Origin of the sequence: Winogradskyella psychrotolerans, assembly GCF_018860545.1 — a bacterium.
Taxonomy (GTDB): Bacteria; Bacteroidota; Bacteroidia; order Flavobacteriales; family Flavobacteriaceae; genus Winogradskyella; species Winogradskyella psychrotolerans_A.
The window spans coordinates 221766-248248 of the sequence record NZ_JAHKPN010000011.1; the positions used below are offsets into that span (position 1 = coordinate 221766).

Annotated in this window: 26 protein-coding genes; 17 read left to right on the forward strand and 9 right to left on the reverse strand. The window is 34.0% G+C overall.

Annotated features, from left to right (window positions below):
- The first annotated feature begins 2 nt into the window (after positions 1-2).
- Entirely contained in the window at positions 3-2243 is a 2241-nt protein-coding gene (locus tag KO515_RS04450) for an ATP-binding protein (protein WP_215935177.1), read from the forward strand.
- On the opposite strand, the gene lpxK is transcribed toward KO515_RS04450, so the two are convergent.
- Positions 2236-3234, reverse strand: a complete 999-nt coding sequence (lpxK, locus tag KO515_RS04455; RefSeq protein ID WP_215935178.1) for a tetraacyldisaccharide 4'-kinase — start codon at positions 3232-3234, stop codon at positions 2236-2238. The two genes, KO515_RS04450 and lpxK, sit on opposite strands and share 8 nt — an antisense overlap.
- A 40-nt stretch (positions 3235-3274) precedes the next feature.
- Between lpxK and KO515_RS04460 the strand changes: the two genes are divergently transcribed.
- The 4 genes from KO515_RS04460 (at position 3275) to KO515_RS04475 (ending at position 6407) form a co-directional block, all read left to right on the forward strand.
- Positions 3275-4369 carry a Nif3-like dinuclear metal center hexameric protein gene (locus tag KO515_RS04460; protein WP_215935179.1) on the forward strand — a complete coding sequence of 365 codons (1095 nt, stop codon included), beginning with the start codon at positions 3275-3277 and terminating at the stop codon, positions 4367-4369.
- A gap of 2 nt (positions 4370-4371) precedes the next feature.
- Complete coding sequence (locus KO515_RS04465; RefSeq protein WP_215935180.1) at positions 4372-5157, forward strand: zinc ribbon domain-containing protein; 786 nt, start codon at positions 4372-4374, stop codon at positions 5155-5157.
- Positions 5158-5285: 128 nt separating this feature from the next.
- Complete coding sequence (gene msrA, locus KO515_RS04470; protein ID WP_215935181.1) at positions 5286-5948, forward strand: peptide-methionine (S)-S-oxide reductase MsrA; 663 nt, start codon at positions 5286-5288, stop codon at positions 5946-5948.
- Positions 5949-6065: 117 nt separating this feature from the next.
- Positions 6066-6407 (forward strand): hypothetical protein, encoded by a 342-nt coding sequence (locus tag KO515_RS04475; protein WP_215935182.1) that lies wholly within the window; start codon positions 6066-6068, stop codon positions 6405-6407.
- 74 nt (positions 6408-6481) lie between these two features.
- Here the strand turns inward: KO515_RS04475 and KO515_RS04480 are convergent, their stop codons facing one another.
- Together KO515_RS04480 and KO515_RS04485 are read right to left on the reverse strand one after the other, a co-directional pair.
- Positions 6482-7369: a carboxypeptidase-like regulatory domain-containing protein gene (locus KO515_RS04480; RefSeq protein ID WP_215935183.1), complete on the reverse strand. Its 888-nt coding sequence runs from the start codon at positions 7367-7369 to the stop codon at positions 6482-6484.
- A 50-nt stretch (positions 7370-7419) separates the two neighbouring features.
- Complete coding sequence (locus tag KO515_RS04485; protein WP_215935184.1) at positions 7420-8235, reverse strand: class I SAM-dependent methyltransferase; 816 nt, start codon at positions 8233-8235, stop codon at positions 7420-7422.
- A gap of 42 nt (positions 8236-8277) precedes the next feature.
- On the opposite strand from KO515_RS04485, the gene KO515_RS04490 reads away from it, so the two are divergent.
- Complete coding sequence (locus tag KO515_RS04490; RefSeq protein WP_215935185.1) at positions 8278-8967, forward strand: hypothetical protein; 690 nt, start codon at positions 8278-8280, stop codon at positions 8965-8967.
- A 148-nt stretch (positions 8968-9115) separates the two neighbouring features.
- On the opposite strand, the gene KO515_RS04495 is transcribed toward KO515_RS04490, so the two are convergent.
- Complete coding sequence (locus KO515_RS04495; protein ID WP_215935186.1) at positions 9116-10525, reverse strand: sensor histidine kinase; 1410 nt, start codon at positions 10523-10525, stop codon at positions 9116-9118.
- Positions 10526-10678: 153 nt separating this feature from the next.
- On the opposite strand from KO515_RS04495, the gene kynU reads away from it, so the two are divergent.
- The 11 genes from kynU to KO515_RS04550 all read left to right on the forward strand — a co-directional run bounded on the left by kynU (position 10679) and on the right by KO515_RS04550 (position 20741).
- Positions 10679-11947 (forward strand): kynureninase, encoded by a 1269-nt coding sequence (gene kynU, locus KO515_RS04500; protein ID WP_215935187.1) that lies wholly within the window; start codon positions 10679-10681, stop codon positions 11945-11947.
- 153 nt (positions 11948-12100) lie between these two features.
- Positions 12101-13549 (forward strand): FAD-dependent oxidoreductase, encoded by a 1449-nt coding sequence (locus tag KO515_RS04505; protein WP_215935188.1) that lies wholly within the window; start codon positions 12101-12103, stop codon positions 13547-13549.
- A 131-nt stretch (positions 13550-13680) separates the two neighbouring features.
- Positions 13681-14076, forward strand: coding sequence for a RidA family protein (locus KO515_RS04510; protein WP_215935189.1), 396 nt, complete (start codon positions 13681-13683; stop codon positions 14074-14076).
- Position 14077: 1 nt separating this feature from the next.
- Positions 14078-14701 carry a hypothetical protein gene (locus KO515_RS04515; protein ID WP_215935190.1) on the forward strand — a complete coding sequence of 208 codons (624 nt, stop codon included), beginning with the start codon at positions 14078-14080 and terminating at the stop codon, positions 14699-14701.
- Positions 14702-16141 (forward strand): aldehyde dehydrogenase, encoded by a 1440-nt coding sequence (locus KO515_RS04520; RefSeq protein WP_215935191.1) that lies wholly within the window; start codon positions 14702-14704, stop codon positions 16139-16141.
- Positions 16142-16267: 126 nt separating this feature from the next.
- The gene (locus tag KO515_RS04525) at positions 16268-17050 is read left to right on the forward strand and encodes an SDR family oxidoreductase (protein ID WP_215935192.1); all 783 of its coding nucleotides are present in this window, start codon (positions 16268-16270) and stop codon (positions 17048-17050) included.
- Between the two features lie 224 nt (positions 17051-17274).
- A complete protein-coding gene (locus tag KO515_RS04530; RefSeq protein ID WP_215935193.1) occupies positions 17275-17754 on the forward strand; it encodes a 3-hydroxyanthranilate 3,4-dioxygenase in 480 nt (159 codons plus the stop codon).
- A gap of 52 nt (positions 17755-17806) precedes the next feature.
- A complete protein-coding gene (locus KO515_RS04535) occupies positions 17807-18892 on the forward strand; it encodes an amidohydrolase family protein (RefSeq protein WP_215935194.1) in 1086 nt (361 codons plus the stop codon).
- A gap of 41 nt (positions 18893-18933) precedes the next feature.
- Complete coding sequence (locus KO515_RS04540; RefSeq protein WP_215935195.1) at positions 18934-19575, forward strand: O-methyltransferase; 642 nt, start codon at positions 18934-18936, stop codon at positions 19573-19575.
- Positions 19576-19585: 10 nt separating this feature from the next.
- The gene (locus tag KO515_RS04545) at positions 19586-20365 is read left to right on the forward strand and encodes a HipA family kinase (protein WP_215935196.1); all 780 of its coding nucleotides are present in this window, start codon (positions 19586-19588) and stop codon (positions 20363-20365) included.
- Complete coding sequence (locus KO515_RS04550; RefSeq protein ID WP_215935197.1) at positions 20355-20741, forward strand: DUF3037 domain-containing protein; 387 nt, start codon at positions 20355-20357, stop codon at positions 20739-20741. The genes KO515_RS04545 and KO515_RS04550 overlap by 11 nt, the downstream gene beginning before the upstream one ends.
- A 73-nt stretch (positions 20742-20814) precedes the next feature.
- Here KO515_RS04550 and KO515_RS04555 read toward each other — a convergent pair whose 3' ends face one another.
- From KO515_RS04555 to KO515_RS04575, 5 genes are all read right to left on the reverse strand, one after another.
- Entirely contained in the window at positions 20815-22314 is a 1500-nt protein-coding gene (locus tag KO515_RS04555) for a S8 family peptidase (protein ID WP_215935198.1), read from the reverse strand.
- Positions 22315-22426: 112 nt separating this feature from the next.
- Complete coding sequence (tatA, locus tag KO515_RS04560) at positions 22427-22717, reverse strand: twin-arginine translocase TatA/TatE family subunit (RefSeq protein WP_215935199.1); 291 nt, start codon at positions 22715-22717, stop codon at positions 22427-22429.
- 103 nt (positions 22718-22820) lie between these two features.
- Positions 22821-25118, reverse strand: coding sequence for a M1 family metallopeptidase (locus tag KO515_RS04565; RefSeq protein ID WP_215935200.1), 2298 nt, complete (start codon positions 25116-25118; stop codon positions 22821-22823).
- 62 nt (positions 25119-25180) lie between these two features.
- Positions 25181-25726: a DUF6702 family protein gene (locus tag KO515_RS04570; protein ID WP_252723776.1), complete on the reverse strand. Its 546-nt coding sequence runs from the start codon at positions 25724-25726 to the stop codon at positions 25181-25183.
- A gap of 7 nt (positions 25727-25733) precedes the next feature.
- Complete coding sequence (locus tag KO515_RS04575; RefSeq protein WP_215935201.1) at positions 25734-26480, reverse strand: carboxypeptidase-like regulatory domain-containing protein; 747 nt, start codon at positions 26478-26480, stop codon at positions 25734-25736.
- Positions 26481-26483 lie beyond the last annotated feature (3 nt).

A 26483-nucleotide genomic window follows, 5' to 3' on the forward strand; every position in this document is an offset into this window, starting at 1 on the left:
GAATGTCCCAGATCAAATATTACATATTTGTTTTTTTAGCATGTTTTTGTAGTCTTATTTTCGCGCAACAAGATGAAGCTGAGGATAAAGACATGCTCTCTTTGAGATTAAAAGAACATCTAAACCAAGCCAAATTAGACAATGAACGTGGCAATTATTATAATGCCAAGGACAACTTGGATAAGGCATTAGATATCGCAGAAAAAATAGACGATAAAACTAGTCAAGGCACCATTCACACCAAAATTGCCAAAGTTCAGTTTTTCGTTGGAGAAGAGGATCAAGCTACGGTTTCACTTAGTAAAGCCATTCAACTACAACGTGATAATAGTGATTATAGCAACCTTGCTATTACCTATAATATTAAAGGTGTCATTTTTAGTACCCAACAAGAATACGACAAAGCACTAACCTATTACACTTCCGCTAAAAACCTATTTGAGCAAGTAGATAGAGAAGAGTACATCTCAGAAGTTACACTAAATGAAGCTAAAGCATATATTGCCCAAGAGCAATATGAAGAGGCTAAAACCATGCTAGAACAAACCATAATTTTAGCTAAAAAATACGATCAGAAACATCTTCTAAGCAGTGCTTTAATTCAAAGCGGAAAAGTATATAGTGCGCTTAAGTATCCAGAAATGGCTTTATCACAAACCGAAGAAGGTTTAGTCATAGCCCAATCACAAAATATTATTGAAAATATAAATGAAGCTTTTGTTACTCTAAGTGAGATTCATGAACAAAATGGCAACTATAAACGTGCTCACGAGTACATTAAAAAACATATCCATTTATCTGACTCCATTTTAAATGTAAAGCGAGAAAACATCGTATCTGGTATTTCAGGGCAATCTATTAACAATTATAAGGATGCTGAAAATGCGCAATTAAAAGCACAAATTACAGAAGTAAGTGCAGAAAGCGCGTTTACAAGGATAACAACAATCCTAAGTATCGCTTTAATTACAATTTTATCGCTTTTAACTTTATCGTTATATAAAAATAACAATATAAGACTGAATACCAACACTATGCTTCACAAAAAGAATGATGAACTTATTGTTGCAAAAGAAAAAGCAGAATTAGCCTCTAAAACAAAAGCTAACTTCTTATCTACAGTCACTCATGAGTTACGTACACCATTGTATGCTGTAACCGGACTTACGAATATGTTATTAGATGAAGATCCTAAAGAACATCAAGTTCCACATTTAAAATCCTTAAAATTCTCTGGAGATTACCTATTAACCTTCATCAACGACATTCTTCAAATTAATAAAATTGAAGCCAATAAAGTTGAAATAGATCCAGAACATTTTAACCTTAAAAACAAATTAGAAAATGTAATCTCAGCCCTTAGCAATTCAGCTAAAGACCAAGATACTAAAATTCATTTTGAATATGAAAAAGGGTTACCGGAGACATTTCTTGGTGACCAATTAAAAATTTCCCAAATCTTAATTAACCTGCTTGGAAATGCTATTAAATTTACAAAAGATGGAGACATCTGGGTGAGAACGTACAAAGTCGATCTAAAAGACAATACGTACAAACTTCGCTTCGAAATTGAAGATAATGGCATTGGTATTACAAAAGAAAAACAAGAACACATGTTTGAGAGCTTCTCTCAAGGCTCCGTGCAAATCAACAGAAAGTATGGAGGTACTGGTTTAGGTTTATCTATTGTAAAAGGACTAATTCAAATTCTCAAAGGAAAAATAGATTTAAAGAGTGAGCTTGGTAAAGGCACAACATTCTTTTTTGAAATCCCTTTAGAATATGATGAAGTTATAGACAAAACCGAAGTAGTAGAAGTTAAAAAAGAAAATAAAATGAAGGGATTAGATCTAAGCAACGTTAAGATTCTTATTGTAGAAGATAATAAAATCAATCAAATGATTACCAAAAAGATTCTTAATAAAATGGATCTCTACTGTGATGTGGTTGATAATGGTGAAGCTGCAGTAGAACAGGTAAAAGAAGTGGCTTACGATGTCGTGTTAATGGACATCCATATGCCAGGTATTAGCGGACTAGAAGCCACAAAAATCATTAGAACATTTGATAAAGAACTTACCATTTTTGCTCTAACAGCAGTAACATTAGAAGACAAAATGCACGAGTTTGGAGAGGCTGGTTTTGATGATATTATTTCCAAACCATTTAAACAAGATGATTTTGAAGATAAATTACACGCAGCGTTATCTGGAGAAAAAATAGTGTCGAGTTTCTTTAGTTAACAAAGCTTTTTACCGCTGCATTAAATTGTGCTGACTTGTCTATCTGTATTTCAATAGGCAAATAATACAATGCATCTTTTAAACTTCCATGACTGCTTAACCTAACATAATCCTTTTCTGTAGTAATTATTAATGATTTTGAAGCCAAATTTTCAATATCAGAAGTCCTAAAATTATAATGATCACTAAATTCTAGATGATCGAATTTCAATCCCTTTTCAACTAAAAAATCAACCAATGGTTTTGCATTGGCTATTCCCGTAACTAAAGTAAATTCAGGTAACGCTTTTAATTCTAACGTGTTGGAAGCTGAAATTACGCGTAAAGCATAGTCCACATAACTAAAATACACCTCTTGATGCTTATTGGCTTTTAGACACTTTATGACAGCTATTTTCTCTTTATCTAAAAGGTTGTTAGGACATTTAGTAACTACAATCACATCGGCTCGTCCTGCGCCAGCACGAGGCTCCCGTAAATTTCCTGTAGGAAGAACGATATCTTTATAATAGAGATTATTGTAAGCGGTTAAAAGAATATTAAATCCCGCTTTTACTTTTCTATGTTGAAAAGCATCATCTAATAAAACTACTTCAGGTTGAGGTTTCATGGCTCTAAGCGCTTCAATACCATTTTGCCTATCGGCATCAACAGCAACGGCAACCGCTTTGAATTTTCTATAAAACTGAAAAGGTTCATCACCAATACTATCTGCAGTTGCGTTTTCATCCGCTAAAACAAAACCTTCTGTTTTTCGTTTATAACCTCTACTTAGTGTGGCAAGTGACTTTTCATCTTTTAAAAGTCGAATTAAATATTCTATCATAGGTGTTTTTCCTGTTCCACCTGTACTCAGGTTTCCAACACAAATCACAGGAAAATCGTAAGACTTGGACGATTTTATTCCCATATCAAATAGCAAATTACGCAACCAAGTAATTACGAAATAAATGGGTACAATAGGAAACAATATGATGCGGATCAACTTCACAGCAGCTAAATTATATTATTTTTGAAACAAATATACACTTATGATTATACAAGACGTCATTAATCACTTACACAACTTAGCTCCTTTGGCCTATGCTGAAGATTTTGACAACGTAGGACTTCTCGTTGGCGATAAAAACGCAAACGTCTCTGGTATTCTGGTCACATTAGATACACTTGAAGCCGTTGTGGATGAAGCCATTGAAAACAACTGCAATCTTATTGTAAGCTTCCACCCTATTATATTTTCAGGTTTAAAAAAAATAACCGGAAAAACGTATGTAGAACGCGTAGTCATAAAAGCAATTCAACATAATATCGCTATATTTTCTATTCATACTGCTTTAGATAATGCACATCAAGGTGTTAATTCAATTATATGTGATCAATTAGGATTGACAAATAAGAAAATATTAATTCCAAAATCGGGTACAATTAAAAAATTACAAACCTACGTTCCAAAAGCAAATGCAGAGGAGCTAAGAACTGCACTGTTTAATGCTGGAGCAGGAAATATAGGCAATTACGAATCGTGTAGTTTTAATGTTGAAGGCCAAGGTACATACTTAGGAAATGAAAATTCTAATCCTGTCATTGGCAAAAAAGGTGTGTTACACACCGAAAAGGAAGTCGCCATTTCTGTAACATTCAAAAAACATTTAGAATCTAAAGTATTAAAAACACTTTTTGAAGCACATCCTTATGAAGAAGTTGCTTATGAAATCTCAACCTTAGAAAACACCAATCAACATATTGGAATAGGCATGATTGGTGAGCTAGAAAATGCCCTAGAAACCGAAGATTGCCTTAAATTTATTAAAAATAAAATGAATACCGAATGTATTAGACATTCAAAACCCTTAAATAAATCGATTAAACGCATTGCCGTTTTAGGTGGTTCTGGAAGTTTTGCAATTTCGGCCGCAAAAGCTGCTAATGCTGATATTTTGGTGACTGCTGACTTAAAATATCACGATTTTTTTAGTGCCGAAAATGATATCGTATTAGCTGATATTGGACATTATGAAAGCGAACAGTTCACAAAATCGTTTTTAGTAGACTATCTCTCGAAAAAAATCACTAATTTTGCAATCATTTTATCAAAGACAAATACAAATCCGATAAAGTATTTATAATTATGGCAAAAAAAGCTGAAGTTTCTGTTGAAGAGCGATTAAGAGCACTATATGATTTACAATTAATTGACTCTAGAGTTGATGAAATAAGAAATGTCAGAGGAGAACTTCCTTTAGAAGTTAGAGATTTAGAAGACGAAGTTGAAGGGCTTAACTTAAGAATGGAAAAGCTAAACGACAGCCTAACTATTATTGATGACGAGATTAAAGGTAAGAAAAACCTAATCGAAGAAGCTAAAACTTTGATCAAAAAATATAGTGAGCAACAAAAAAATGTTAGAAATAACAGAGAATACAACTCATTGACTAAAGAAATTGAATTTCAGGAATTAGAGATTCAATTAGCTGAAAAGCACATAAAAGAATTTAAAGTTCAGATAGAGCAGAAAAAAGAAGTTATTTCTGAAACTAAAGAGCGTTTAAAAGATCGTACTGCACATTTAAAGCACAAAAAAGGGGAGCTTAACGAAATTTTGAAGGAAACTGAAAAAGAAGAAGAAGCACTTAACGATAAGTCTTTAGATTTTCAAAAGAAGATTGATGAGCGTTTAGTTAAAGCGTACCTCAGAATTAGAAACAACGTTAAAAACGGTTTAGCTGTTGTTGCTATTGAGCGTGGTGCTTCAGGTGGTTCTTTCTTTACAATTCCTCCACAAATACAAGTTGAAATTGCTTCTCGTAAGAAAGTAATTACTGATGAACATAGTGGTCGAATCCTTGTAGATGCTGATTTAGCTGAAGAAGAAAAAGTAAAAATGAATAAATTATTTGCTAAACTTAGTAAATAAACATTTCACACATATTATATCTAAGCCTTTGCATTTGCAAGGGCTTTTTTTATTTAAGATAATTTTAGAATAATTAGACTTAAGGAATCGTAACTTTTAACGACTTTAAAAAAAAGAAAAATTGAAACATGAAAAAGTTACTAAGCATTTTAACGATCACCTTATTATTTAGCTGCCACAATCAGGCACAGACGAACCCAAAACAACACGCTGTTATAGATGCAAAACCTATTGTTGTACCCTTAAAAGATGGTAAAGCAAGAGCGTATTTTGCTAGTGGTTGCTTTTGGTGTGTTGAAGCTGTTTATGAAAGTGTAAAAGGTGTTGAGGAATCTATTTCAGGCTATGCTGGTGGATTTACAGACAATCCAACCTATGAAGCGAGCAACACTGGTAAAACTGGCCATGCGGAAACTGTAGAAATAATTTATGACCCTGAAGTTATTAGCTTCTCAGAACTAGTTGATGTGTATTTTGGTTCTCAGAACCCCACACAAGTTAACGGTCAAGGTCCTGATCATGGCTCACAGTATCGTTCTATAATTTTTTATCAAAACGACGAGCAAAAGAAAATCATTGAAGATAAAAAAGCGGCTTTGGCTAAGGAATTAGATGCCACTATTGCTGCTGAAGTATACCCATTTCAAAAGTTTTGGGTTGGAGAAGATTATCATCAAAATTATGAACGTCTTCACCCAAATCAAGGTTATATTAGAAATGTATCAGTGCCTAGATTAAATAAATTTAAAGCTAAGTTTCCTGAATTGTTAAAGGAAACAGCAAAACATTAAGAGATGCTTACACACATTAAAAAAGTATTGTTAGTGCTTCTAATTGTTTTCGTGAACACGAGTTTCGCGCAAAAAACAATTACTAACAAAACTGAAATGTGTGAAACCATCACAGACATGATACAAAAGGACCGTGACATTCGACTTAAAATTCCTGATAGTTTTAAAAAAGATGATGGTACTTACTCTAAAAAAGAAATAGACTCTCTAATTCAAAAACGGAATACCATTGATAAGCATAATACGGAACAACTTATTGAGTTAACAAAAGAATATGGCTGGATTAGCGGCGAACGTATTGATTGTCCAAACCTAGAAACTTGGCTAATTTTCAGACATGCGGATCCAAAATATTTTAACGAAATATCAGCTCTGATAGAGCAAGAACATAATGCAAAACGCCTAAGCAGTTGGCATTATAAACTCATAAAAAACCATATAAATGGGCGACCTCATTAATTAAACAAGCCTGAAATCTATTTTTAATGTATAAGACCTTTAAGGTTTTGAAAACCTTAAAGGTCTTAAAATATCTACTCAAAAACATATTCAACCTCAACACCTATCATAGGATTTAAAACCCCAACTTTAGTGCGTTTGGGGTTTTTATATTCTATATATCCATCTCTCCATCCTGTATTATGATAATTAGACCACGTTTGTAGATCTTTCTCTTCGGTAAATGTATATCTATATCTAGGACCAAAATAAGCGTACTTTTTCACTTTTCCTGATGTATTTACCATTTCAACACCAACACAAATTCCTGCTTTAGGGAATCTAATTCCTAAATCTTTTACATCAACCCAAAGTTTATATTTTTTATTTTTAGGTTTCACATATAAATTTTCATGGTATAACAACTTACCAGGTGAATTAGTTATAGAATCAAATTCATAAAACTTAAGATTAAAGGTTGCTATATATTCAGCATCTTTTCGTTTTTTAAGATTTATATAAACTCCATTTACTTTGCCTGTTTTGGATTTAGGATTCTCTATTAACACTGTGGTTTCATAACCAATTAAGGACGTCACACCAATATTCCCATCTCTTTTTTCACCTAGAATCTCTTTCTCACCATATTTTATTTTTTTACTAGAAATGACAACTTCATCCAAATTCTCAATATCAGGCTCTAATAAAATTTCAAGTATCCCATCAGTTTTAAAACGAGTCGCAGGCAATAGCCTAGATTTATAACCTATAGTTGAAATCTTTAAAGTATCACTATTTATGTTTTCAATTTTCAATTCAAAACCCCCAAATTCATTAGCATAGGTGCCTTTACCATTTTTTAAAACAACATTCGCATAAGCGATAGATTCCCCTGTTAATTTATCTTTTACAATACCTTTAATCGCTTGAGCGGAACAAAGGTTAATTGTTAAGAAAAGGATTAATAAATTAATTATTTTCATGTTTGAAACTATTTTTTTTGATAGAATGTTAGATTTTACAGTTTTCCCATTTAAGAATTAGAGAACCTTTTTTTCGTAGCCTTCAACTCAAAAATCATAGGAAACAATTGGTTTTCCATTTTATACATTCCTGATTCTGTCTTTATCAAATCCGGAAAAACATCATACGGGCTTTCATTGTATTCATTGAGGTACTCAATTTGTAATCCCGCTTCAATAAGTGAATTAACCACCTCACTTAAACCATGATTCCAACCATACTCTTTACTTACAATTTTTGAATCTTGATTAGCATAAGTGCCTTCATACTCATCATAAATCACATCATCCTGACTGTAATGATATTTCATTTTGGGTTGTCCATCTACATAATCAAACATCCAAACAATTGGGTGAAATTCTACAATGTAAAATGTTCCACCTACGTTAAGTCGTTCCGCAATCATTTTAGCCCAAGGTTTCAAGTCTGGCAACCAACCAATAGTTCCGTAGCTTGTAAAAACAATATCAAAAGTCTCTGAAATATGTTTAGACGTATCCAAAACATTACAGCAAACAAACCTAGCATCAAGTTTTAATTCTTCATTTAATTGCTTTGCTAATTTTATACCTTCATCACTCAAATCGACACCAACACACTTGGCTCCCATTCGACTCCAACTCAGCGTATCTTGACCAAAATGGCATTGCAAATGCAACAATGATTTACCCTTAACATCTCCCAAAGCCTTTAGTTCATAAGGCATTAAAGATGTTTTTCCATTTTTGAAAGCATTGATATTATACATCTCACTTTGCGCATGTATGGCTACTTTTTTGTTCCAAGTCGCTTTATTAACTTCAAAATAATTAGCGTCGTCATTCATGGTTGATTAATTTAGCCTGTAATTTACCATATCTTTTTTAATATGAAATCATTATATCTTGGTCTTATCTGTTTACTACTTTTTTCAAGTTGCAAATCTGACAAGTCCGAATCACGTTTAAAAGAAATCCATAAAGAACCAACTATAGCTCGAAAAATTGCTAACTCACATGGTTTTGAAAATTGGAAGAATGTATCTGAAGTAAAATTTACTTTTCAAGTCGATAGAGATACTATACAAGGAAAAGGCAGAACTTGGACTTGGAATCCAAAAACTAAAATTGTTAATATGGAGACTGACACGGAAACAGTAAGTTATATTCAAAATCCTCAGGATAGTATGAGTATGGCTGCCGATAGAGCTTTCATTAACGATAAATTTTGGTTGTTAGTACCATTTCAATTGGTTTGGGATTCTACTGCTACGGTTTCTGAACCAAAAAAAGCAATAGCTCCAATTAGTAAAAACCAATTAAATCTTATCACCCTAACCTATCCAAATGAAGGCGGTTATACTCCTGGCGATGCTTATGACATTTTTTATGGCGATGACTTTATGATTAAAGAATGGATCTTTAGAAAAGGAAATTCTCAAGAGCCAACCCTAGCAACAACTTTTGAAAATTATAAAGATTATAACGGCATTAAAATTGCCACAGATCACAAAATGGAAGGTGGCCATTGGAATCTAAACTTCACGGATGTCAGTATAACTTTGGATGCCACAAAATAAGACTGTATTTTTGCTCTCTATAATGTAAGATTCGTGTTTTAAGTTTCGATTTAACAACGCATAGCTTACATTTTCCGCCTTTTGGCGCCTATATATATTAAAGCACTTTTACGATTTTGTAAAGGTGCTTTGTTTTTTTTATTGACCACTATCGAACAACGAATAAGTTTCGATTTTTTTTCATATCGGTAACTATGGTAAATTTCACAGACGTCCCGACTCCTTTTGCACTTTCCAACACCATATCTCCACCCAACATCTCTACATAAGCTTTTGAGATAGACAAACCAATCCCAGATCCATGAAGTCCGTTTTTGTTATTAACATCTACTTGATAAAAAGGATTAAAAATAGTCTCTTTCTTATCTTCGGGAATTCCAACACCAGTATCTTTAATAACAAATTCATAATGAGAAACATCACTATCTACACTACAGCTTAATGTAATTTGATCTCCATTTGAAGTATACTTTACAGCATTTTCTATAAGATGCCTTAATATTGCAGTAAGCTTTTCTTTATCAGAATTTATTTGACGATCTCCTTTACTGATAAAATTGTTTAAAGTAAAACCAACATGTTTGGATTTAACTTCAGGCAAAAACGAATCAAAAACACCTTGAATACAATCATCAACATTAAACAACGATGGTTTAACCCTCATTTGACCTGTTTCAATTTTAGATATATTCAAAATATCTGTAATTACGTCGAGGAGTTCATTACCATTATGATCAATGACCTCAACAAACTCCTGATATTCCTCATCATCAATATGGTATGATTTTAATAGCTCTGCACTACCTAAAATACCATACATCGGTGTTCTAATTTCATGACTCATATTAGTCATAAAGGCCGATTTTAATTGGTCTGATTCTTCGGCACGCTCCTTCGCTATAATTACATTTTTATGTTTTTCAATAAGTTCCTCTTGGAGTTGATTTTCTTTTAATAAAGCAGCGTGTAAATGATCCACCAAAAATGACACAGATAAAACGGTCAACAAACCAAAGAGTATATTGTTTGTAAAAACAACAAATAAAATCTCATTTGGAGACTGTGAAAAAAACTCAAAGTCTATACCCTCATAATAATTTACTAATAGTACAATTACATAAAACAACGCAGATACTATAACAGAAATAACACCAGCTTTCTTACCACTATAAAGTGTAATTAAAACACTAAGCATAAAGAGCAAAATAGTACCACTACCTTGGAGTCCAAGATCAATAATTAAGGCAAAAGACAGTAAAAACAAATTAATAGAAAATATAGTTTTCTTTACTGAGAGACGCATTTGCCTATTAAAAACTAAAAATGCCATTACCGATACAGCTATAGTATCTATTACAAAAACGAACCATTTATCCAAGGCAATCGCCATTCCTCCACTAGGAATATAAGATATTGAACTTAATGCAAGCGTTAATATTAAAATAGAGACAAATAGTTTATCTCTAAAATAAGTTAAATCGTCTTTCTCGTTTTTATTAGAAAAGCCACTATATCTAATATACCATTGGTGGTAGGGTAACCAAAGTTTATTTAGCATATACAATTAATTATCGACTAAGTAATTAGCCAGAAAAATAGACGCAAAACTATTTCAATTCTTTTTAATTACATCATACTTTCTGAATTAATCGATTAAAGGAAAATTAATAGAATTATGCTATTTTTGTAGGAAACCGAAAATCCTTTCAAATTGTCCAACCACAAACATGGTCTTGATTATGCTAAGCAACAAGACGAATTAGACGAATTATCTAACTACAGAGCACAGTTTCATATTCCAAAAGATAAAAACGGAAAAGACCTCATTTACCTCTGTGGCAATTCACTTGGCTTGCAACCAAAATCAACTAAAGCTTATATCAATCAAGAGTTAGAAGATTGGGCAAATCTCGGTGTTGAAGGGCATACAGATGCTAAAAATCCTTGGTTACCCTATCACGAATTTTTAACAGAAGCTACAGCCAAACTCGTTGGTGCAAAACCCATTGAAGTGGTTACTATGAATTCTTTAACGGCAAACCTCCATTTTATGATGGCGTCGTTTTATCAACCCACCAAGGAGCGTTATAAAATTCTTATAGAAAGTGATGCGTTTCCTTCAGATAAATATGCTGTAGAATCTCAATTACGTCATCATGGTTATGATGATAAAGAAGGTTTAATTTTATGGACACCACGAAAAGGCGAAGAATTACTGAATTATGAAGATTTAGAAAAAATTCTTGAAACACAAGGCAACGAGATAGCGTTAATCATGATTGGTGGAGTCAATTACTACACAGGTCAGTTTTTCGATTTTAAACGCATTACAGACCTTGGTCACAGTTACGGCTGTAAAGTTGGATTTGACTGTGCACATGGCGCAGGAAACGTTGACTTAGACTTACATAATTCAGGAGCCGATTTTGCCATTTGGTGTACCTATAAATACTTAAATTCTGGACCAGGAAGTTTATCGGGTTGTTTTGTGCATGAAAGACATGCGTATGATAAAGACCTCAACCGATTTACAGGTTGGTGGAGCCACAATAAGGACACACGCTTTAATATGCGACATGAGTTTGATGTCTTACCAGGAGCTGAAGGTTGGCAACTCAGTAATCCACCAATATTATCCATGGCAGCTATAAAAGCCTCATTGGATATGTTTCATGAAGTCGGATTTGATAAAATCCTTAAAAAATCGAAAAAGTTAACCGGTTATTTTGAGTTTTTATTGAAAGACTTAGGCGAAGACACCATCAGAATTATCACACCAGAAAACCCTGATGAACGTGGTTGTCAATTATCAATTCAGGTTTTAAATGCTGACAAATCTTTACACGATAAATTAACGGAAGCTGGCGTTATTAGCGATTGGCGAGAACCTGATGTGATTAGATGTGCACCTGTACCCTTATATAATTCTTTTGAAGATGTTTATCTAATGGTTGAGAAAATAAAAAAAAGCCTTCCCTAACCCTTCCAAAGGAAGGGAACTGAGAACTACTTTAACCTATAAGGTTTTAAAAACCTTATAGGTTTATAAAAACAAAATGAATTTTGGGTTAAAAACGATATAAACGAAAAACCTGAAATTCTCAGGATTACCTGCTTAAATTTAAAGAACAATATGGATAACGATAAAAGCAACAGTGAAAAAGTCTTCCCTTTTGGGGAAGATTTAGAAGGGGCTGCCCAAAACATACTTATCATTGGCGCAGGACTCTGCGGAAGTCTACTAGCTCTAAGACTAGGGCAAAGAGGCTACAACGTAACCGTTTACGAAATGCGTCCAGACTTAAGAACTACAGATATTTCCGCTGGTCGTTCCATTAATTTAGCATTTTCCAACAGAGGAAATAAAGCTATGAAGCTCGTTGGCCTAGAAGACAAAGTCAAAGAACTTTGCATACCAATGAATGGTAGAATGATTCACGATAAAGAAGGCAATACGTTTTTATCTAATTACAGCGGAAGAGATTACGAATACATCAATTCCATTTCTAGAGGCGATTTAAACGCATTACTTCTCAATGAAGCCGAAAAACATGATAACGTCACCATTCATTTCAACAAAAAATGCAAATCGGTTGACTTTGAAAAAACCACAGCATTATTTCAAGATTATAACTTTAAAGATGAATTTGTAGAAGATGCCGATTGTATCATTGCCACAGATGGCGCAGGTTCGGCCTTGAGAAAAAGTTATTATTTAGGTAAGAAATTCTTATTCAGTTTCTCGCAAGACTATTTAAGTCATGGTTATAAAGAATTAACCTTTTTACCAACGTATAACGGAGATTATAAAACCTATAAAAACGCCTTACATATTTGGCCAAGAAGTAGTTTTATGCTTATTGCGCTGCCCAACTTAGATGGTAGCTTTACAGTGACTTTATTTTTAAGTTTTGATGAAGGCCAATACAATTTCAATAATTTAACAACACCTGAAGCCGTAACGGAATTCTTCAAAAAAGAATTTCCAGATGCATTGGCTATTATGCCCAATTTAGTGGATGATTTTTTTGAAAACCCAACAGCCTCATTAGGAACCGTAAAATGTTCGCCTTGGCATTATAAAGGCAACACCCTATTGATGGGAGATTCCGCACATGCCATTGTACCATTTTACGGACAAGGTATGAATGCCTCTTTTGAAGATGTGGTTGAATTCGATAAAGTATTAGACCAAAATTTAGACAATTGGGAAGCTACTTTTACAACTTACGAGAAAAACAGAAAGAAAGATACAGATGCCATTGCCGATTTAGCTATTGACAATTTCCATGAAATGAAAGGTCATGTGGCAAATCCTATATTTCAAGAAAAACGAAAAATTGAAATGGCTCTAGAAAAAGAATTTCAAAATGCGTATTCGTCAAAATATAGTTTAGTTACCTTTAATGAAAACATAGGTTATAGACAGGCCATGTTAAAAGGAAGAGCACAAGACAAAGCGATTTTAAATCTGTTAACGGATAAGATTATTTCGTCAGAAGATGATTTAAAAACTATTTTAGACAAAGTAAACGCTGAAACTGAAGCTATTTTAGAAGATGATAGGATTGCTGGGTTGTAAAAAAAAGCCCATCCTAACCTTCCCAAAGGGAAGGAACTAGTGACGCATAAAAAATATTAATTATAAATATTAACTCAATTTCCCGCTCTAATTTTTCCCCTATGGGGAAATTAAAAGGGGCTTTTTAGACTATGGAAGTAACACCAAGAGGAGCATATCCACACGTTAAACAAGTAGGCGATTTCATTTTCGTTTCAGGTACAAGTTCGCGTCGACCAGACAACACTATTGCAGGTGTAGATGTCATTGACGAGATGGGAACCAAACGTTTAAACGCCTATACCCAAACCCAAGAAGTACTTAAAAACATAGAAAAGAACTTAGCAAAAGTTGGAGCAAGCCTTAAAGATGTGGTTGATGTGACCTCATTTTTAGTGAACATGAATGACTTTGCCGACTACAACAAAGCCTACGGAGAATTCTTTGAAAAAGAAACAGGACCAACCAGAACAACCGTTGCAGTGCATCAGTTACCACATCCAGATTTGGTGGTGGAGATAAAGGTTATGGCTTACAAGAAATCTTAAAATGAAGAAAATAGTTTTAATCTTATTTCTATTTATCAGCTGCTATTCATTTGCCGATGCAGGCTACGCCTATCGTTTTCATTTAAATCTTATATCTAAAAAAGGTGATACACTAAACGGATACTATTATCTATACACTGAAAATGAATTTAGAAGAAATAACGATTTTAAAGATTTTTTAGGTAAAGATATTATTACTTTATATTCTTCAATTTCAACTATATCCATAGGAAGCCTAGCTTTAGATTTTACAAAAACTGATTTTAAAAAAACAATAAATCTTTCCGACTATTGGAAAGTAAGTATAATCGATTATTTAGATTTTGGAGTGACAGACAGAATCTTTGAATTAACTGATGCGGAATATGATCTAATTAAAATCAATCAACCTAATTTTGTAGGAATCTACAACGAAAAATATACTGAAAATTGTAGTACAATACTAATGACTTGGAATAATGATACTGAATTATTAAACCATAGAAATGACATTTCAGAAAAGTTAAAGTCCTTTGAAGACAATTTCACTAAACATAATGAAGAACTAATTAATTATTTTAAAGAAAAAAAAGAATCTCTACTCAATAAAGGCATATTATTAATATTTCATTGTGATGCATTATAAATGAACATTCAAAACTACATAAAAGGAAAATTCCAAAACCCAATTCAAGGCAACTGGTTAGACAACTACAATCCATCTGATGGAGAAATCTACGGACAAATTCCAAACTCATCAAAAGAAGATATAGAAAGCGCATACAAAAGTGCAAAATCAGCATTCTCTAGTTGGAGTCAAACCACATTAGAAGAACGTAGCAGAATTTTAATAAAAATTTCAGAATTACTAGAAGCTAACTTAGAGCGTTTTGCAGAAGCCGAAAGTAAAGATAACGGCAAACCTGTAAGTTTAGCAAAAGCCGTTGATATTCCTAGAGCAGCGAGTAATTTTCGATTCTTTGGGAATGCGATAACGCAATTCGCGAGTGAAAGTCATGAATCTGTAGGTCAAAATGCCTTTAATTATACCTTACGTCAACCCATTGGAGTTGTAGGTTGTATTTCGCCTTGGAACCTTCCACTCTATCTCTTTACATGGAAAATCGCACCAGCATTAGCCGCAGGAAATTGCGTCGTTGCCAAACCAAGTGAAGTCACGCCAATGACAGCTTATTTACTTGGTGAAATTTGTAACGAAGCAGGTTTGCCAGAAGGTGTTTTAAACATTGTTCATGGACTAGGAACAACCACAGGACAAGCCATTATTGAGCATCCAAATATTAAAGCTATTTCTTTTACAGGAGGTACTGCCACAGGAGCGCACATTGCAAAAGTCGCTGCGCCACTATTTAAAAAACTATCTTTAGAATTAGGCGGAAAAAATCCAAATATCATTTTTGCCGATTGTGATTATGAGGACATGTTGAATACCACAGTACGTTCCTCTTTTGCTAATCAAGGGCAAATTTGCTTGTGTGGCAGTCGCATTTTTGTAGAAGCGTCTATCTATGATAAATTCAAAAAAGACTTTGTTGAAAAAGTAAAAGCTTTAAAAGTTGGACATCCATCTGAAGCCGACACCAATATTGGAGCTTTAGTCTCTAAATCGCATTTGGAGAAAGTAAAAGCATACATCAACATTGCGAAAGAAGAACATGGAACTGTTCTTTGTGGTGGAAATGAAATAACAATTAAAGGTTTTGAAAACGGTTATTATTTAGAACCAACCGTTATTGAAGTGCCAAATGACGACTGCAGAGTAAACCAAGAAGAAATATTTGGACCTGTCGTAACTATAATGCCATTCAATTCAGAAGATGAGGTTTTAGAAATGGCAAACAAAGTAAAATATGGTTTATCCGCAACATTATGGACCAACAATTTAAAACGTACCATGCGAATGAGTAACGAACTACAAGCCGGTATTGTTTGGGTAAACACTTGGATGATGCGCGATTTAAGAACCCCTTTTGGAGGCGTAAAAGCATCTGGAGTTGGACGTGAAGGTGGTTTTGAAGCTTTGCGTTTTTTTACGGAAGCTAAGAATGTTTGTATAAAATACTAGAAGCCCATCTTCCGTCTTCCCGTAAGGGAAGAAACTAGATTGGAACTCTAAATATAAATTGAATAAAATTTTAAAATAATAACTCTTAACAAAACTCCTTCCCTTTGGGAAGGTTGGGATGGGCTTATGAATTTACAACTAAACAACAAATACGCACTTGTCTGCGGCAGTACAGCAGGAATAGGAAAAGCAACAGCACAAGCTTTAGCAGCAGAAGGTGTTCAAATTACATTAGTAGCGAGAAATGAAGACAAACTAAAAACAGTACTTTCGGAATTACCGCAACAAAGAGCACACGATTATATTGTGGCTGATTTTTCAAATCCTGATGATTTAAAAGCAAAGGTTTCAGATTATATTTCAAACCAACATGGTTTTCATATTTTGGTAAATAATACAGGAGGCCCAAAAGGAGGCCCTATTTTTTCTGCCGAAGTTGATGAATTTGAATCGGCATTTACCCAACATTTAAAATGTAATCATGTGTTAGTTCAAACTACCGTTCCTTTTATGAAAGAGGAAGGTTTTGGTCGCGTCATTAATGTGATTTCAACATCTGTAAAACAACCTTTAGATGGTCTTGGAGTTAGTAATACCATAAGAGGAGCGGTTGCCAATTGGAGTAAAACGTTGGCTAATGAACTTGGACAGTTTGGTATTACCGTAAACAATGTTTTACCTGGAGCCACTGGTACAGAACGTTTAACTCAAATTATAAAAAACAAATCGGTAAAATCTGGGAATACTGAAGAAGAAGCTGCCAATGCCATGAAAAATGCAGTACCAGCAAAACGCTTTGCGCAACCAGAAGAACTTGCCGATGCTATCACCTTTTTAGCAAGTGAACGTGCTGCTTATATTAACGGAATTAACCTTCCTGTTGATGGCGGACGAACAAAATCTTTGTAAAGAGCCCTTCCCTAACCCTTCCCATAAGGGAAGGAGAAACTGTTGCGGTAATTCTTAACTTAAAAATAGGCTTTAAAGGTTTTAAAAACCTATACGGTCTTTGTATATTAGTGAAATTATTTTTTAGCTATTACGATTTAAATATTATTGTTTAATAACTACTCTTATTCGCCCAAGTAAGAGTTCCTTCCCAATGGGAAGGCTAGGATGGGCTTCTTCTTATCATGAGCAAATTATTTCCCCCCATAAATTTTAAAGAATGGATTGAAGAAAATCGTCATTTACTTAAACCACCTGTTGGTAACAAAGTGGTTTGGAAAGATGGCGACTTTATTGTCATGGTTGTTGGTGGTCCTAACGACCGTACAGATTATCATTATAATGAAACACCAGAATTTTTCTATCAAGTAGAAGGAGATATTGTTTTAAAAGTCATTGATGATGGCGTACCTAAAGACATTCATATTAAAGAAGGTGATATCTTTTTATTACCGCCAAAAGTGCCGCATTCGCCACAACGTGGACCAAATACTGTTGGTTTAGTTATAGAATACCCAAGAGATGAAGGCGTAAAAGATAAGTTACAATGGTATTCTGAGAAAGATGCTAATCTGCTATACGAAGAGGAATTTACTTTGGATAATATAGAAACCGATATGCCTGCCATTTTTGATAGATATAACAAGACTATTAAAAAGGACTAAATTAGAAATTAAATAGATTTCATAACTAACCATCTCATAATTCAACCCTAATATGAGCAAACGCAAACTAAGAATAAACGGCCACTCTCACCTTCTACCTTATCCTGAGGAAATACCTCAGTTTATGAAGGATAAAGAAATCTTTTGGGTGGATAAAGACCGAAAATTTATGCTTCAAAAGGACTGGAATCGTCCGATCACTGATTCTAGTTTTTTCTTAGATGAAAAGTTGGAATGGATGGAACGCAATAAGCTAGACCATGCTGTAGTTTTAAATTTATCTCAACTTTACGGCAACGGTTTAAGGGTTGAAGAAATGAAGCAGGCTTTACGCTTTCAGAATGATTTTAATGCTAAAATTCAACATAATCATCCTAGCAAATTTACCTGTGGTTTCGTGGTTCATCCGGGTTTTGTAAGAAGTGCTTGTTGGGAAATTGAGCGTTGCGTTGAAGTTTTGGGTATGCAATTATTGTGTTTACCAACCCACTATATGGACTCTATTGGCACTTGGCGTTGTATTTTTGATGAAGAAAATGAGCCCATTTTTGAAATGGCCAACAAATATAATTTGGCTGTTGAAATTCATCCTTACGATGGGGAAAAATTTATAAAATTAGAAAACACATCATGGCGTTTTCATTTAATTTGGATGTTAGCACAATGTGGTGATGCATATCACTTCTTAACTTTAAATGGTTACCAAGATAAATATCCTAATATGCGTACTTGTTTTGCGCATGGCGGACAATTGGCACAAATTAATTTAGGACGACGGATTCAAGGATTTGATGGGCGACCAGATTTATTTGAAGGTAAGAGTCATCCAAGAAAAGCCGTAGGGCATAAAAATATATTCTTTGACACTTTAGTACATGATACTGGTGGTTTAGAATTATTGATTAGAAATCAAGGTTCTAAACAAGTGATAATGGGACTTGATGACCCTTATCCGTTAGGCGAAATGGAAAGCGAAAAACAATCTTCTTATCCTGGAAAAATAATTGATTTAGCTATTGATAGAGAAATTATTACCAAAACTGAAAGCGATGCTATTTGGGAAGATAATGTGATACAATGGCTTTGTGGCGATGATGAAGACGCAAAAAAGAAATTAGTAAATAGGATATTATCCTAATAATTTCCCATGTGTTATTCTTATAATTAAAATTATCATTTATGTATTTCCTGCCCGAAAATTTAGATAAATATGTAGTTGACCATTCTGAACAAGAACCCAAACTACTGCAAAAACTTACTAGAGAAACCTATCAAAAAGTATTACAACCTATAATGCTTAGCGGACCATATCAAGGTCGTGTATTGAGTATGATATCTAAATTAATTAGACCTAAATCTATTTTAGAATTAGGGACATTTACAGGCTATGCAACTTTATGTTTGGCAGAAGGGCTTCAAAAACATGGAACACTTCACACTATAGATATAAATGAAGAATTGGTTGATTTCCAGCGAACATATTTTGATAAATCTGACTATGGAAAACAGATTATTCAGCATACAGGAAGTGCCTTAGATATTATTCCTGAATTAGAAGATACATTTGATTTAATCTTCATTGATGCTGATAAACCGAACTATTCTAATTATTTTAATTTAATAATTGACAAGTTGAATCCTGGCGGTGTCATCCTTTCTGATAATGTGTTATGGCATGGAAAAGTTGTAGAACCTTTAGATGAAAAAGATAAATCCACCAAAGCCGTTTTAGAATACAACACGCTTCTTAAAAATGACGAACGCATTGAAACTGTTCTTCTACCAATAAGAGACGGATTAACTATTAGTAGAAAAAAATAATCGCGCAGCTATGAGTGACATTGACATTAGAACCGCAGATGTTATTAAATACATTACGCCTTTGAGAGAAGGAGGTTCTCTACCTGCTATAATTGAAGCTAGTGATGATTTTCTATATGTTTTAAAGTTTCGAGGTGCTGGCCAAGGAACCAAAGCTCTCATTGCAGAATTTATTGGAGGTGAATTAGCCAGAGCTATTGGTTTAAAAGTTCCTGAATTAGTTTTTTTAAATTTAGACGATTCCTTTAGCAAAACTGAACCCGATGAAGAAATACAAGATTTATTGAAATTTAGTGTAGGTCTAAATCTCGGGTTGCATTACCTAAGTAGCTCTATTACCTTTGATCCTTTAGTGTCTGTTGCTGATGCAATGACATCATCCAAAATTGTACTACTGGATAGTATAATTAGCAATATAGACCGAACTGTAAAAAACACCAATTTATTAAATTGGAATAACGAATTATGGGTTATAGATAATGGTGCCAGTTTCTATTTTCATCATAATTGGAGTACCTGGAAAAATCATCTAACCAGAACCTTTCCCTTGATTAAAGATCACGTCCTTTTGGAGCGTGCCTCGCAATTAAATGAAGCCTCTCAACAGATTATCGCAACATTAGACCAAAATACCATTGAAGATATTATTTACAAAATACCTGAAGATTGGCTAATCAATGAGTCTGATTCATTTACACCAGACCAAATGAGAAAAGCTTATATTGAATACTTAAATTCGAGACTCTCAAAAATTGACACCTTAGTAAAAGAAGCTGAAGATGCAAGATAAAGTTACTTTTGAATATGCGATTATTAGATTGGTCCCTAAAGTAGAACGTGAAGAGTTTTTTAACGTCGGTGTGATTTTGTTTTCAAAACGAAAAAAATTTTTAGGCGTTAAATATAATGTTGATCCACAAAAACTGAATGCATTTTCATGTGAATTAGAATTAGACACAATTAACAACTATTTAAAATCTTGGGAGTTAATTTCTAAAGGGGATACTTCTGCTGGGAAAATTGGTCAATTTGAAATCTCAGACCGCTTTAGATGGTTAGCAGCGTCTCGCAGTACAATCATTCAAAGTTCTAAAACGCATTGTGGAATCACTGATAATCCAGAACACGAATTACAAGCGATATTTAAGAAGCATGTATTAGATTAAATTATTTCAATCGCTTCAAAAGAAAAGCCTCGCAACATTTAGCGAGGCTTCCTTTTTATAAGATGTGTTTAACCTATTGTACAGCTTCTAACGCATCTATATTTCCATAACCAAAACTACTATTTTTATTAGGGTAAAATTCAGAAGACTGCTTTAACCTATTAAGCACTTGTGTCCTGCTCCAACTTGGATATTTAGACCATATTAAGGCTGCTATACCAGCCGTAGTTGCTGTTGCTACGGAAGATCCGCCTGTGTAACGACGTTGCCCATCATTAAAGCCTAATACAGGAGGAGCTTTACTTGTATTGTTATCTCCTTCCATGATAATCGTAAAATCTATTTTACTACCACTATGACATGTATCGCAACGTTCATAACTACTTCCATCATTAACACCAGTAACGGCCACAGTTTCACTCATTGTCGCTGGAAAAATAACACCAAAGCCATTTGTGAAGCTCGTAGACGTGCCACCTGCAGCAAAAATTAGTTTTCCTTTGCTATACGCATAGCGTACTGCATCTTTTATATTACCAATAGACCAAACATAACCTATAGACATTGATATTATTTTCACATCACTCCGATCTCCTAAATCTTTTAATGCTTGAGAAACACCTTTACGCTCATGATAGTCATTTAAAAGCACATCTTCCGTAGCTCTGTAAGCCACCAAATTAGAATTATAGGCGACACCAACAGGCATTCCGTTGTCATTTCGTGGTGCAGCCATCGTAGATCCCATTGCTGTTCCATGTCCACATTTATCATGAGGGCCATCATAATTACTAGACCACCACCAATTAGAATCTATAAAAGTGCCATATTTTTGAACAAATCGGCCTGATGAATAGCCGTCATTAATTCCCACTGAATTTAATAGAGATTGCGTTTTTGAAACCCCTGTATCAATCAATCCGATGGTAACACCTGAACCTGTTGATATATTCCATGCATCACGAATGTTATGCGCATCAAAATGCCAAGACACTTGTGCATTATTTGGAGCTATAGTAGAATAGTGTGCCGAGTTAATTGAATCTGCACTTGTATCACATCCTGAACTTGATTTCTGCTGAATCGCAGTATATTGGTTATAGCCATTTGGTTCTAAATACCTCACATATTCACTTTCTCTTAAAGCTATAATAGTTTCGAGTTTTGTTACTTCTGCATCAAAAACCGTTAGAATATCATCTTCCTTCAGTTTAAAATCTTCTTTAGTAACGTGTTCTTCGTTAAGAATTGTAGCGAGCAAACTATTTTTTTTATTTTCAAGGTCAGTATCTCCTTCTTCACCAAAACTCTGACCTTCATTTCCGTAACCAACAGTCAGTACATGTTGTCCGTGCGTTAAGGCGCTCCATAAAAAGTGTGCATCTTCATTACTCCAGTAAAAATCACCAGTAGTCCTGATACTTTCGCTAATACGTTCATTAATTTGGGTTATGGTTAAAGGCTCTTCTGGAAACTGAACAGCTTCCGATTCTGAATCAGTTATAGCATCTTTAGAACAAGATACTATGATAATGGCTATGACAAGCATTATCAAAGTGTACATTTTTTTCATATAATATAATTTAGATGATTAATTCTCTAAATATATTAAATAAAACACAGAAATTAGTATGTAATTTTACGACTATGACAAATAAAGAAGTGTGTAATTAAATAATCTGTAATTATTTATTACGCTTTAATGACCCTGTGAAGTCTTCAAGATCATCTTTAATTTTGTTAATCTCTTCCTGTACATCTTTCGTAACATCTTTATCTAAAATGTTATTCTCCTTTGCACTTTTGGTAACTTCTTGCTTAATATCATTGCTTGCGTCTCTTAGTTGACGCATACCTTTACCTAAACCTTGGGCAATTTCAGGTATTTTATCAGCGCCAAAAACTAATACTACAATTAGTAGTATTACCATTATTTCCGCACCTCCAATAAATAATAATGTTAGTTGATGTATCACACTGCAAATATAAAGTGAGTTTGTGGATTATACCACTTCAAATTAAAAATAAAAAAAGCCAACTAAAAAATAGTTGGCTTAAATTTATAATTTAAATTGTGTATTAATCTCTTACTTTACTTTTAAACGTATCGAAATCGCTTTCTTTAACTTCTTTAGGCCAAGAATTATTGGTAGTATCTACATCTGCTGTTTCTAAGTCTGGATCTACTTGTACCGATACAATTTCTTTATCACTTGCAATAGCCTTACTGACTTCCTTATCATTAAGCCTCCATACTTGGGCAGGATATGTTTCTCTTGACGTAGTGCCATCAGCATAAGTATACTCAACGATTAACGGCATCACTAATCCACCTGGTTTATCAAACGTTATTTGATAGAAATATTTAGGTGCTTTTTTCATCGCCTTCTGCTCTTCTGGTGTAAAATTATCCATGATATATTCTTTCACAGTAGGCAACTCATCAATAGATGTATTAGCTTTCATAGCGTCATCATAACCTTCTGCACCTTCTTCAATAAAATACACTAAACTTTCAGGATCTCTATTGTAGCGCTCAGCCAATCGCTTTCCGTTATCATTTGGCGTTGTCGTTACCGCAAATTTCTTAACCTCTTTTATAGCAATATCTGTATAATCTGTAGTGTAAAACCAACCTCTCCAAAACCAATCTAAATCTACTGCTGAGGCATCTTCCATTGTACGGAAAAAATCTTCTGGAGTTGGGTGTTTAAACTTCCAACGATTTGCGTATTCTTTAAATGAATAATCAAATAGATCGCGACCCATTACAGTTTCTCTTAAAATATTTAAAGCGGTTGCAGGCTTACTATAAGCATTACTTCCAAATTGATAAGTATTTAAACCTTTGGTCATAATTGGTGCAATAAAGTTTTGATCACCTCCCATATACCTTACAATATTTTTAGCTGGTCCTCTTCGAGACGGAAATGCTTTATGTTGCGGAGATAAAGCATCAGGATACCACTCACCAAAATCTTGCTCTGCAACATATTGTGTAAACGTATTTAAACCTTCGTCCATCCATGTCCATTGACGCTCATCACTATTTATAATCATAGGGAACCAATTGTGCCCAACTTCATGAATAATAACTCCAATCATCCCATATTTTGTTCTATCAGAAAAATTCCCTTCTTTATCCGGACGACCAAAATTAAAACAGATCATTGGATACTCCATTCCCATAGGTGTATTTACAGAAATTGCCTTGTGATAAGGGTAATCAAAGGTCATACGCGAATAGGTTTTTAAGGTACTCGCAACGGCTTTAGTAGACCATTGTTCCCATAATGGGTTTCCTTCTTTTGGATATAAAGACACAGCCATAACATCTTTCTCTCCAAGCTTTACAGCCATCATATCCCAAAGGAACTTACGAGAGGTTGCAAAACCGAAATCACGAACCATTTTTGCCGACAATTTCCAAGTCTTCTTATCTTTACTTTTAGATTTTTCAGCATTTCTAGCGTCTTCGTCGGTTACAATCATTACAGGCTCATCATAAGATTTTTGCGCTTTCTTGTAACGTTTCATCATCTCTTTTGTAAAGACTTCTTCACGATTTGTCAAAACTCCTGTACCATCTAGGATATGATCTGCAGGTACAGTAATATTCACATCAAAATTTCCAAATGGTAACGCAAATTCATCACGTCCCCAAAATTGAGAATTTTGCCATCCTTCTACATCATTATACACAGCCATTCGTGGGTAAAACTGAGCTATGGTATATAAATTATTATCATCTTCTTCAAAATATTCATAACCAGAACGACCTCCGTCTTTTACATGGTTATTAATATTGTACCACCATTTTATTTGGAATGAAAATTTACCTCCTGTATTTATCGCTCGTGGCAATTCTACACGCATCATTGTACGGTTTATGGTATATGGTAAATCATTTCCATTCACATCCTTCACATGGACGATGTTAAAACCTCCATCAAAAGATTCTTTTAGATAAGACTTTACAACTCTAGATGATAAATTAGCAGGAGCAATTCCAGAACTACCAATAAGTGGTGTTTTTGAATCTCTTGCACGCATGTTTTGATCTAATTGCACCCAAAGATACTTTAACTCATCTGGCGAGTTATTGGTATATGTAATCGTTTCATCACCATACAATTTTGCTTTGTCGTCATCGATTTCAATATCCATTTTATAATCTGCCTGCTGCTGATAATACCCAGGACCAGGTGCTCCAGAACCCGTTCTAAACACATTGGGTGTAGAAAACTCATCATAAAGCTGTTTAAATTTGTTTTGATTAGTATGACCTTGCTGGCGTTCGGCCTTTACGTCATCTTGTGCGAATATGCTAAAGGACGTAAAAAGCATAGCACAAACGAAGTATTTTAAAATTTTCATAAAAATATTTTGGGATTAAAATGAGGCCTAAAATAGGACTTTAAGATGGCTTTAACAGTCTTTTAATTAAATTTTAACACGCAACTATCATTACCTGGAACTAATAAAAAGCTCTTATTTTTGCCTTGAAGTTTTAACCGAACGATGTTTTGTTGGTCTGAAAACGCATCGAATAAAATTTGATTGGTAACCTCTATGTACTTAATATTTGAAACGTTTTCTATTTCTAAATAGCAATAGGCAATATCATCTCTATATTCCTTTCCTATAAATTTAAAATTGACGTCTTCCCCATTTATGACGATTTTCAATTTATCAGACACATACCGACTCATGTACGTATCAACCATTTCCAACTCATCTTCAGTAGCGAGTGTAATAGATTCATCGTAACGCTTACGAAGTAGGGTTTCAAAATCATCAATAAAAATCTGACTTATGATTTGAAGGGCTTGTTGCTCTTCAGCATATTCTACTTCTGTTACACTGACATAATATTCGTGCGAAATAGAATTGGAAATTAAAAATGGAAGTGTAAACGTAAGAATTAATAAATATTGAGGCTTCATATATTGTTCTGGATTGTAATATGCATTTACAAAACGCATTCCAAAGTTAGTCTTTAGTTACTGATTTTCTATTTTCTTGATAAACTTTTAGTTTTTCTTTTAGATATTCTAGGAGTGCCAAATCATTATTTTGATGACACAGATTCAGAAATTCATCGTCTTCTTGACAAAATAAAAAATACTCAGTTCGCAAATTTTCTGCTAAAGAATCGTTTTCAAAAATATAGTTTTCGTAATTGTATTTAATGCGTTCTATACATGCACTACGATCATCTAGTTCTACAATTGCTTTTAGTTTCTTTGTTCGTCCACTGATGGTATTTAGCACCTTATAGAAGTTAACACTAAACCCCAAACCTATGCTGCCCCATGAACCACCATCGGCGTCGTATAATTTTCTTTCATTTTGGGTTAGTGGTTTTCCTGTATATCCTGGTATACCTAAATCATAAAAATTTATCTCTGGTTTAGCTTCTGAATTTTGAAGATCGGATTCTAAGCTTCCTGTTAAAATTTTACCAACAACAACTTCGTTCAATTCGCTAACATTCTCCACCATCTGAACATATAATTCACCTAAATCCATTACTGTTTCAGAAATGACTATCTCTTGTGTTTGATATTTTACTCCCGAAATAACTAAAGTATCTTGAACTTTAGCCGGAATAATAAAACTTCCATCGCCTTCTGAAATCGTATATTTCGCCCCTGTTTTGTTTTGTATGTGAAGTCCTTCAACCTCATCGTTTGCAATTAACTTACCCTTTAAATCGGTGCGTTGAGCATTCCCCATAAG

Bases quoted from the DNA above. Each gene is read 5' to 3' on its own strand.
- KO515_RS04520 (WP_215935191.1), top strand. From the start codon at position 14,702: ATGAACATTCAAAACTACATAAAAGGAAAATTCCAAAACCCAATTCAA.
- KO515_RS04480 (WP_215935183.1), bottom strand. From the start codon at position 7,369: ATGAAAATAATTAATTTATTAATCCTTTTCTTAACAATTAACCTTTGT.
- KO515_RS04575 (WP_215935201.1), bottom strand. From the start codon at position 26,480: ATGGGGAATGCTCAACGCACCGATTTAAAGGGTAAGTTAATTGCAAAC.
- KO515_RS04570 (WP_252723776.1), bottom strand. From the start codon at position 25,726: ATGCGTTTTGTAAATGCATATTACAATCCAGAACAATATATGAAGCCT.
- KO515_RS04515 (WP_215935190.1), top strand. From the start codon at position 14,078: ATGAAGAAAATAGTTTTAATCTTATTTCTATTTATCAGCTGCTATTCA.
- KO515_RS04530 (WP_215935193.1), top strand. From the start codon at position 17,275: ATGAGCAAATTATTTCCCCCCATAAATTTTAAAGAATGGATTGAAGAA.
- KO515_RS04545 (WP_215935196.1), top strand. From the start codon at position 19,586: ATGAGTGACATTGACATTAGAACCGCAGATGTTATTAAATACATTACG.
- KO515_RS04450 (WP_215935177.1), top strand. From the start codon at position 3: ATGTCCCAGATCAAATATTACATATTTGTTTTTTTAGCATGTTTTTGT.
- KO515_RS04475 (WP_215935182.1), top strand. From the start codon at position 6,066: ATGATACAAAAGGACCGTGACATTCGACTTAAAATTCCTGATAGTTTT.
- KO515_RS04555 (WP_215935198.1), bottom strand. From the start codon at position 22,314: ATGAAAAAAATGTACACTTTGATAATGCTTGTCATAGCCATTATCATA.
- KO515_RS04510 (WP_215935189.1), top strand. From the start codon at position 13,681: ATGGAAGTAACACCAAGAGGAGCATATCCACACGTTAAACAAGTAGGC.
- KO515_RS04550 (WP_215935197.1), top strand. From the start codon at position 20,355: ATGCAAGATAAAGTTACTTTTGAATATGCGATTATTAGATTGGTCCCT.
- KO515_RS04465 (WP_215935180.1), top strand. From the start codon at position 4,372: ATGGCAAAAAAAGCTGAAGTTTCTGTTGAAGAGCGATTAAGAGCACTA.
- KO515_RS04540 (WP_215935195.1), top strand. From the start codon at position 18,934: ATGTATTTCCTGCCCGAAAATTTAGATAAATATGTAGTTGACCATTCT.
- KO515_RS04525 (WP_215935192.1), top strand. From the start codon at position 16,268: ATGAATTTACAACTAAACAACAAATACGCACTTGTCTGCGGCAGTACA.
- KO515_RS04535 (WP_215935194.1), top strand. From the start codon at position 17,807: ATGAGCAAACGCAAACTAAGAATAAACGGCCACTCTCACCTTCTACCT.
- KO515_RS04505 (WP_215935188.1), top strand. From the start codon at position 12,101: ATGGATAACGATAAAAGCAACAGTGAAAAAGTCTTCCCTTTTGGGGAA.
- KO515_RS04490 (WP_215935185.1), top strand. From the start codon at position 8,278: ATGAAATCATTATATCTTGGTCTTATCTGTTTACTACTTTTTTCAAGT.
- KO515_RS04495 (WP_215935186.1), bottom strand. From the start codon at position 10,525: ATGCTAAATAAACTTTGGTTACCCTACCACCAATGGTATATTAGATAT.
- msrA (WP_215935181.1), top strand. From the start codon at position 5,286: ATGAAAAAGTTACTAAGCATTTTAACGATCACCTTATTATTTAGCTGC.
- KO515_RS04485 (WP_215935184.1), bottom strand. From the start codon at position 8,235: ATGAATGACGACGCTAATTATTTTGAAGTTAATAAAGCGACTTGGAAC.
- KO515_RS04460 (WP_215935179.1), top strand. From the start codon at position 3,275: ATGATTATACAAGACGTCATTAATCACTTACACAACTTAGCTCCTTTG.
- KO515_RS04565 (WP_215935200.1), bottom strand. From the start codon at position 25,118: ATGAAAATTTTAAAATACTTCGTTTGTGCTATGCTTTTTACGTCCTTT.